The sequence below is a fragment of the Streptomyces sp. IBSBF 2435 genome, assembly GCF_036815005.1.
GTDB lineage: Bacteria > Actinomycetota > Actinomycetes > Streptomycetales > Streptomycetaceae > Actinacidiphila.
The window spans coordinates 1-6,330 of the sequence record NZ_JAJSYW010000274.1; the positions used below are offsets into that span (position 1 = coordinate 1).

6 protein-coding genes are annotated in these 6,330 nt (G+C 73.6%); 3 read left to right on the forward strand and 3 right to left on the reverse strand.

The annotated features are described in order from the left end of the window. Nucleotides 1-262: 262 nt before the first annotated feature. Nucleotides 263-1,708: a MocR-like pyridoxine biosynthesis transcription factor PdxR gene (gene pdxR, locus V7E46_RS31730; protein WP_333771641.1), complete on the reverse strand. Its 1,446-nt coding sequence runs from the start codon at nucleotides 1,706-1,708 to the stop codon at nucleotides 263-265. Between the two features lie 49 nt (nucleotides 1,709-1,757). Here pdxR and V7E46_RS31735 point away from each other — a divergent pair, with 49 nt between their 5' ends. Next, a complete protein-coding gene (locus tag V7E46_RS31735) occupies nucleotides 1,758-2,240 on the forward strand; it encodes a carboxymuconolactone decarboxylase family protein (RefSeq protein ID WP_333771642.1) in 483 nt (160 codons plus the stop codon). On the opposite strand, the gene V7E46_RS31740 is transcribed toward V7E46_RS31735, so the two are convergent. Both V7E46_RS31740 and rocD read right to left on the reverse strand, forming a co-directional pair. Further along, nucleotides 2,206-3,063 (reverse strand): hypothetical protein, encoded by an 858-nt coding sequence (locus tag V7E46_RS31740; protein ID WP_333771645.1) that lies wholly within the window; start codon nucleotides 3,061-3,063, stop codon nucleotides 2,206-2,208. The two genes, V7E46_RS31735 and V7E46_RS31740, sit on opposite strands and share 35 nt — an antisense overlap. A gap of 127 nt (nucleotides 3,064-3,190) precedes the next feature. After that, a complete protein-coding gene (gene rocD, locus V7E46_RS31745; RefSeq protein ID WP_333771646.1) occupies nucleotides 3,191-4,417 on the reverse strand; it encodes an ornithine--oxo-acid transaminase in 1,227 nt (408 codons plus the stop codon). Between the two features lie 226 nt (nucleotides 4,418-4,643). Between rocD and trpS the strand changes: the two genes are divergently transcribed. Further along, a complete protein-coding gene (gene trpS / locus V7E46_RS31750; protein ID WP_333771643.1) occupies nucleotides 4,644-5,657 on the forward strand; it encodes a tryptophan--tRNA ligase in 1,014 nt (337 codons plus the stop codon). Between the two features lie 125 nt (nucleotides 5,658-5,782). Continuing rightward, nucleotides 5,783-6,330 (forward strand): 2'-5' RNA ligase family protein (locus tag V7E46_RS31755; protein WP_333771644.1); only part of this gene is annotated, 548 nt, incomplete at its 3' end.

Here is a 6,330-nt window from a genome sequence, read left to right on the forward strand (position 1 = left end):
CCCCAGTTCCCCGCGCCCCGGAGGGCACGCCCCCCAGGGGCGCGAGGAACCGCGCGAGCAACCACAGCGCACCGCAAGGTGGGACCGCCACCGTAAGCGGCAATCCCCCAGGGGCGCGGGGAACCGCGCGCTCAGCCATGGTGCAAGCGGCACGGTGAAGGCCACCGTAAGTGGCACCCCCAGGGTGCGGGGAACTGCGCGACCAGCCACGACGGCGCGGAAGCAGCGCGGCCACCGCAAGTGGCGACCACCCCTCACCCCCTCAAGCCCGCGCGGCCAGCGCATCGCACAGCAACCCCACCGCCGCCGAAAACGCATGGTCCGGCGGCGTCCCGTAGCCGACGACGAGGGCGGTCGGGTGGGAAGCGGCGGAGCCGAACGCGGGGAGCCCGGGGACGGCGAGCCCCAGCCGGTGCGCCCGGCCGACCACGGCGTCCAGCGGCGCGCCGCCCGCCGGGAGTTCCAGCACCAGGTGCAGCCCGGCGGCGATGCCGGACACACGCACGCCGGGCGCGCGCTCGGCCAGCACCTCCACCACCCGGTCGCGCCGCGCGCGATACCGCACCCGCATCCGCCGCACGTGCCGGTCGTACGCCCCGGACCGGATGAACTCCGCCAGCGTCAACTGGTCGATCACCGCCGACTGGTGGTCGGCCAACCGCTTCTCCCGCACCACCGCGTCGAGCAGATGCGGAGGGACCGCGATCCAGGCCAGCCGCAGCCCGGGGGCGAGGCTCTTGCTGGCGGTGCCGGCGTAGACGACGTGGTCGGGGGCGAGCGCCTGGAGCGCGGCCACCGGCTGCCGGTCGTAGCGGAACTCGCCGTCGTAGTCGTCCTCGACGACGATTCCGCCGGTGGACCTGGCCCAGGCGGCGACGGCCGTGCGGCGCGCGGGGGAGAGGCGTACCCCCAGCGGGAACTGGTGCGCCGGGGTGAGCAGCACCGCGGGGACACCGGTCCCGAGGTCCTCCACCCGGGCGCCGTCCGCGTCGACGGGGAGAGGTACGGGTTCGAGTCCCGCGGCCCGCAGCACCGTCGGGATGTCGGGCAGGCCGACCGTCTCGACGGCGGCGCGGCGTGCCCCGCGGGCGTACAGGACGCGAAGGAGCAGGCCGACGGCCTGGATATAGCCGGTGCAGATGACCAGGTGGTCCGGGTCGGTGCGGACACCGCGGACCCGGGCGAGGTAGTCGGCGAGCGCGGTGCGCAGCTCGGGCCGGCCGCGCGGGTCGGTGTAGCCGAAGGCCTCGTTGGGGGCCGCGGTCAGGGCGCGGCGGGCGGCCCGCAGCCAGGCGGTGCGCGGGAAGGACGACAGGTCGGGCGAGCCGGGCCACAGCACGTAGGGGAGCCCGGTGCGGTCCGGTACGACGTCGGCGGGTTCGGTGCGCGGCCGGTCCGCCGCGGGGCGGGCCGGGCGGCGTACCGGAAGGGCGGGCCGGGCGGCGACGGTCGTGCCGGAGCCCTGCCTGGCGGTGAGCCAGCCCTCGGCGACGAGCTGGCCGTAGGCGTCGGCGACGGTGTTGCGGGCCAGGCCCAGATCGTGGGCCAGGACGCGGCTGGACGGCAGCCGGGTGCCGGGGGCGAGCCGCCCGTCGCGTACGGCCGCGCGCAGCGCCTCCTCCAGGCCCGCCCGGGTGCGCTGCCCGGCCAGGTCGAGCAGCAGGTCGTAACTCCCGCTGCCGCGCTGCGGAATGGCCCGGTCGTTCATGCCCCAAGTGGACCACAGGGCGGTGCCACTTCCCGTCTACGGTGGCTGCATGACCACGATTCCCCCGGCTGACGAAGCCGTTCCCGCACCTGTCCGCCGGATCGACCTCAAGGACAAGGCGCCGGACTTCTACCAGGCGATGTTCGCCCTCGACAAGGCCGCGGCCCTGGGCCTGGACCCGGTGGTGCGCGAGCTGGTCAGGGTCCGCGTCTCCCAGCTCAACGGCTGCGCCTACTGCGTCGACAAGCACAGCGCCGACGCCCGCAAGGAGGGCGTGCCGGAGCAGAAGCTGTACGGCCTGACGGTCTGGCGCGAGACCCCGTTCTTCACCGCCCGCGAACGCGCCGCCCTTGCCCTGGCCGAGGCGATGACCCACCTGGGCGAGCACGGCGTGCCCGACGACGTCTACGACGAGGCCGCCAAGCTCTTCGACGAGGACGAATTGCCGCGGCTCATTGCGATGGGCGTCGCAATGAACGCCTGGAACCGGATCGGCGTCACCTGCCGGATGTCACCGGCGACCCGGCCGTAGCGCCGTCCGGACCGGGAGGACCGTCCGCGCCGCCCTCGCCGAAGCGGGCCAGCACCAGTGCGCCCACCACGGCCAGCACGAAGCCGACGACGGCGACGGGCGCCCAGCCGGGGCGGGTGCGGTCGTCCAGGGCCAGGACGCCGACCAGAGCGGGGCCGATCGTCTCGCCGATGACCATTCCCGCGGTCGCCGTGGTGACCGAGCCCTTGCTCAGGGCCGAGGTCAGCAGCAGGAAGGCGGAGCCGCCGCCGAGCAGCAGCGCGTAGAGGGCCGGGCTGGTGACGCTGTCGATGATCCGGACCGACACCTCGACCACGCCGAAGCCCAGCCCGGCGCCGAGACCGAGCACCGCGGCCCTGGCGCGGCCCGGCAGCCGCCCCGCCGCGAGCCCCACCAGCAGGACGCCGCCGGCCGCCAGGAGCGCGGCCCAGCGCAGCGCGGAAGTGCCGTGCCCGTGCCCCTCGCCGCCCGAGGCGAGCCCGAGCAGCGCCAGGCCGCCGCAGACCGTGCCGACCGCGCCCCACTCGACGCGTTGCAGCGTCACGCGCAGCAGCCGGCTCGCGGCGACCGCGGTCACCGCGAGGCTCGCAGCCAGGGCCGCGCCGACCGCGTAGATGGGCAGCGCCCGGAGCGCGACCAGCTCCATGGCGAAGCCGACCGCGTCCAGGCCGAGCCCGGCGATGTACACCCGCTGGGCCAGCGCCCGCGCGAGCAGCCGGGTGTCCACCCCCGACCCGCTGCCCGGCTCGGCGGCGCGCGCCCCCTTGGCCTGAAGTACCGACGCCACCCCGAAGCACACGGCCGCCACGAGCGCCGCCACCATCCCGATGATCACCCTCGCACCTTACGGCGGGAGCGGACCGGGCCTGCGCGAGCAGGCGGTCCGTACGCGCGGGGCGCCGGACCTACGCGCGCAGGGCGGTCCGTACGCGCGGGGCGCCGGACCGGACCTACCCGCGCAGGGCGGCACGCAGCTGGTCGAGGGACCAGTCGAGGTCGTCCTTGGAGATGACCAGCGGCGGCGCCAGCCGGATCGTGGCGGTGTGGGTGTCCTTGGCCAGCACACCGCGCCTGAGCAGCGCCTCGGAGACGGTGCGGCCGGTGCCCAGCGCCGGCGGGATGTCCAGGCCCGCCCACAGGCCGCGGCCGCGGACCGCGGTCAGGGTGCCGGCCGCCAGCAGGGAGCCCAGCTCGCGGTGCAGGTGGTCCCCGAGGTCCGCGGCCCGCCGCTGGTATTCGCCGGTGCGCAGCATCGCGATGACTTCCAGCCCGACCGCGCAGGCCAGCGGGTTGCCGCCGAAGGTGGAGCCGTGTTCGCCGGGGCGGAAGACACCGAGCACGTCGCGGGACGACACGACCGCGGAGACCGGGACGACCCCGCCGCCGAGCGCCTTGCCGAGCACGTACATGTCGGGTACGACGCCCTCGTGCTCGCACGCGAAGGTGCGGCCGGTGCGGCCCAGGCCCGACTGGATCTCGTCGGCGATGAAGAGCGTGCCGCGCTCGGCGGTGATCCGGCGCACCCCGGCGAGGTAGCCCGGCGGCGGCACCAGGACGCCCGCCTCGCCCTGGATCGGCTCCAGCAGCACCGCGACGGTATCCGCGTCGACCGCCGCGTCGAGGGCGTCGAGGTCGCCGTAGGGGACGACCTCGAAGCCGGGCGTGTACGGGCCGAAGTCGGCGCGCGCCTCGGGGTCGGTCGAGAAGCTGATGATCGTCGTGGTGCGGCCGTGGAAGTTGCCGTCGGCGACGACGATCTTCGCCCGCCCGTCGGGCACGCCCTTGACCTGGTAGCCCCACTTGCGGGCGGTCTTCACGGCGGTCTCCACCGCCTCGGCGCCGGTGTTCATGGGCAGCACCATCTCCATGCCGCACAGCTCCGCCAGCTCCGTACAGAACTGCGCGAAGCGGTCGTTGTGGAAGGCCCGCGACGTGAGGGTGACCCGGTCGAGCTGCGCCTTGGCCGCGGCGATCAGCCGGGGGTGGGCGTGACCGAAGTTCAGCGCGGAGTAGCCGGCGAGCATGTCGACGTAGCGGCGGCCCTCGACGTCGGTCACCCAGGCGCCCTCCGCCTCGGCGATCACCACGGGCAGCGGGTGGTAGTTGTGCGCGCTGTGCGCCTCGGCGGCAGCGATCTGCCGGTCGGTGGCGGAGGAGCTGCCGTCGGCAGCGGAAATCCGGGATGTGCTCGTGGTCACGTGCGTACTCCGTTCGTCGTGCGTCGGGAGCCAGGCGCCCTGCCTGGGAGCGGGGGCGGGGTGTGCCCCCGGGGCGGTGCCCCATTTCTATCGTCGCTCACCGGCGATGGCATGAAACCTTCCGGTGAAAACGCCGTCGCGTCGCAGATCCGCCGGTGCCGCTCAGGGGTGTGGGACCGCGCGCCGACCTGAGAGAATGGTGAGCATGGCCTCAGATCGTCCCCGCGCCCTCTCGGGCATCCAGCCCACCGCCGGTTCCTTCCACCTGGGGAATTACCTCGGTGCGGTCCGGCAGTACGTGGCGCTCCAGGAGTCGCACGACGCGTTCTACATGGTCGTGGACCTGCACGCGATCACCGTCCCGCAGGACCCGGCGGAGCTGCGCGCGAACACCCGGCTCGCCGCCGCCCAGCTGCTGGCGGCCGGGCTCGACCCGGAGCGCTGCACGCTCTTCATCCAGAGCCATGTGCCCGAGCACGCCCAGCTCGGCTGGGTCATGAACTGCATCACCGGATTCGGCGAGGCCTCCCGGATGACGCAGTTCAAGGACAAGTCCGCCAAGCAGGGCGCCGACCGCGCCACGGTGGGCCTGTTCACGTACCCGATCCTCCAGGTCGCCGACATCCTGCTCTACCAGGCGGACGCCGTCCCGGTCGGCGAGGACCAGCGCCAGCACATCGAGCTGACCCGCGACCTGGCCGAGCGCTTCAACAGCCGCTACGGGCCGACCTTCACCGTCCCGGCGCCGCACATTGTGCGGGAGGTCGCCAAGATCTACGACCTCCAGGACCCGACCGCGAAGATGAGCAAATCCGCGGCCTCCGCCAAGGGCCTGGTCAACCTGCTGGACGACCCGAAGGTCTCGGCGAAGAAATTCCGCAGCGCCGTCACCGATACCGACACGGTCATCCGGTACGACGAAACGGAAAAGCCGGGCGTCAGTAATCTGCTCACCATTCACTCCGCTCTCACCGGTACCGGAATTCCGGAACTGGAACAGCAGTACGAGGGCAAGGGCTACGGTGCGCTCAAGACCGACCTCGCGGACATCTTCGTGGAGTGGGTCACACCGTTCCACGAACGTACGAGGGAGTATCTGGAGGACCCGGAAACCCTGGACTCCCTGCTGGCCAAGGGCGCGGAGAAGGCGAGGGCCGTCGCGGCGGAAACCCTGGCGTCGGCGTACGACCGCATGGGCCTGGTGCCGGCCAAGCACTGAGCCACCGGGGACGTACGGCACGCGGAACGGGGTAACGGGGTACGGGGGTACGGCACCACGCACGAGCGTGTGCCGGCGGCGAGGGCCTGCCGACGGCACTGACCTGGGGGAAAGGGGTGAACGCCATGGAGACCACCACGACGATCGGCGTGTCCATCGCGGTCCCGGAGCCGTACGGACGGCTGCTCCAGGAGCGCCGTGCGGGCTTCGGCGACCCGGCCGCGTACGGCATCCCCACCCATGTGACGCTGCTGCCGCCCACCGAGGTCGGCTGCACCGAGCTGCCGCCGCTGCGCCGCCACCTGGCCCAGGTCGCGGCGGAGGGGCGCGCCTTCCCGATGCGGCTGCGCGGCACCGACACCTTCCGGCCGCTGTCCCCGGTCGTCTATGTGCGCCTGGCCGAGGGCGCCGGGGGCTGCGCCGAACTGCAGGAGAAGGTCAGGTCGGGCCCGGTCGCCCGCGAGCTGCAATTCCCCTACCACCCGCACGTCACGGTCGCCCACGGCATCGCCGAGGCCGCCATGGACCGCGCCCAGCGCGAACTGGCCGACTTCACAGCCGACTGGACCGCCACCGGCTTCGCCCTCTACGAGCAGGGCGGCGACGGGGTGTGGCGCAAGATGCGTGAATACCCTTTCGGCAAGGAGCCCCCCGCCGTCCCCCACCAGCACCC

Coding starts and splice junctions, on each gene's coding strand:
- trpS (WP_333771643.1), top strand. CDS start 4,644: ATGGCCTCAGATCGTCCCCGCGCCCTCTCGGGCATCCAGCCCACCGCC.
- V7E46_RS31735 (WP_333771642.1), top strand. CDS start 1,758: ATGACCACGATTCCCCCGGCTGACGAAGCCGTTCCCGCACCTGTCCGC.
- pdxR (WP_333771641.1), bottom strand. CDS start 1,708: ATGAACGACCGGGCCATTCCGCAGCGCGGCAGCGGGAGTTACGACCTG.
- V7E46_RS31740 (WP_333771645.1), bottom strand. CDS start 3,063: ATGGTGGCGGCGCTCGTGGCGGCCGTGTGCTTCGGGGTGGCGTCGGTA.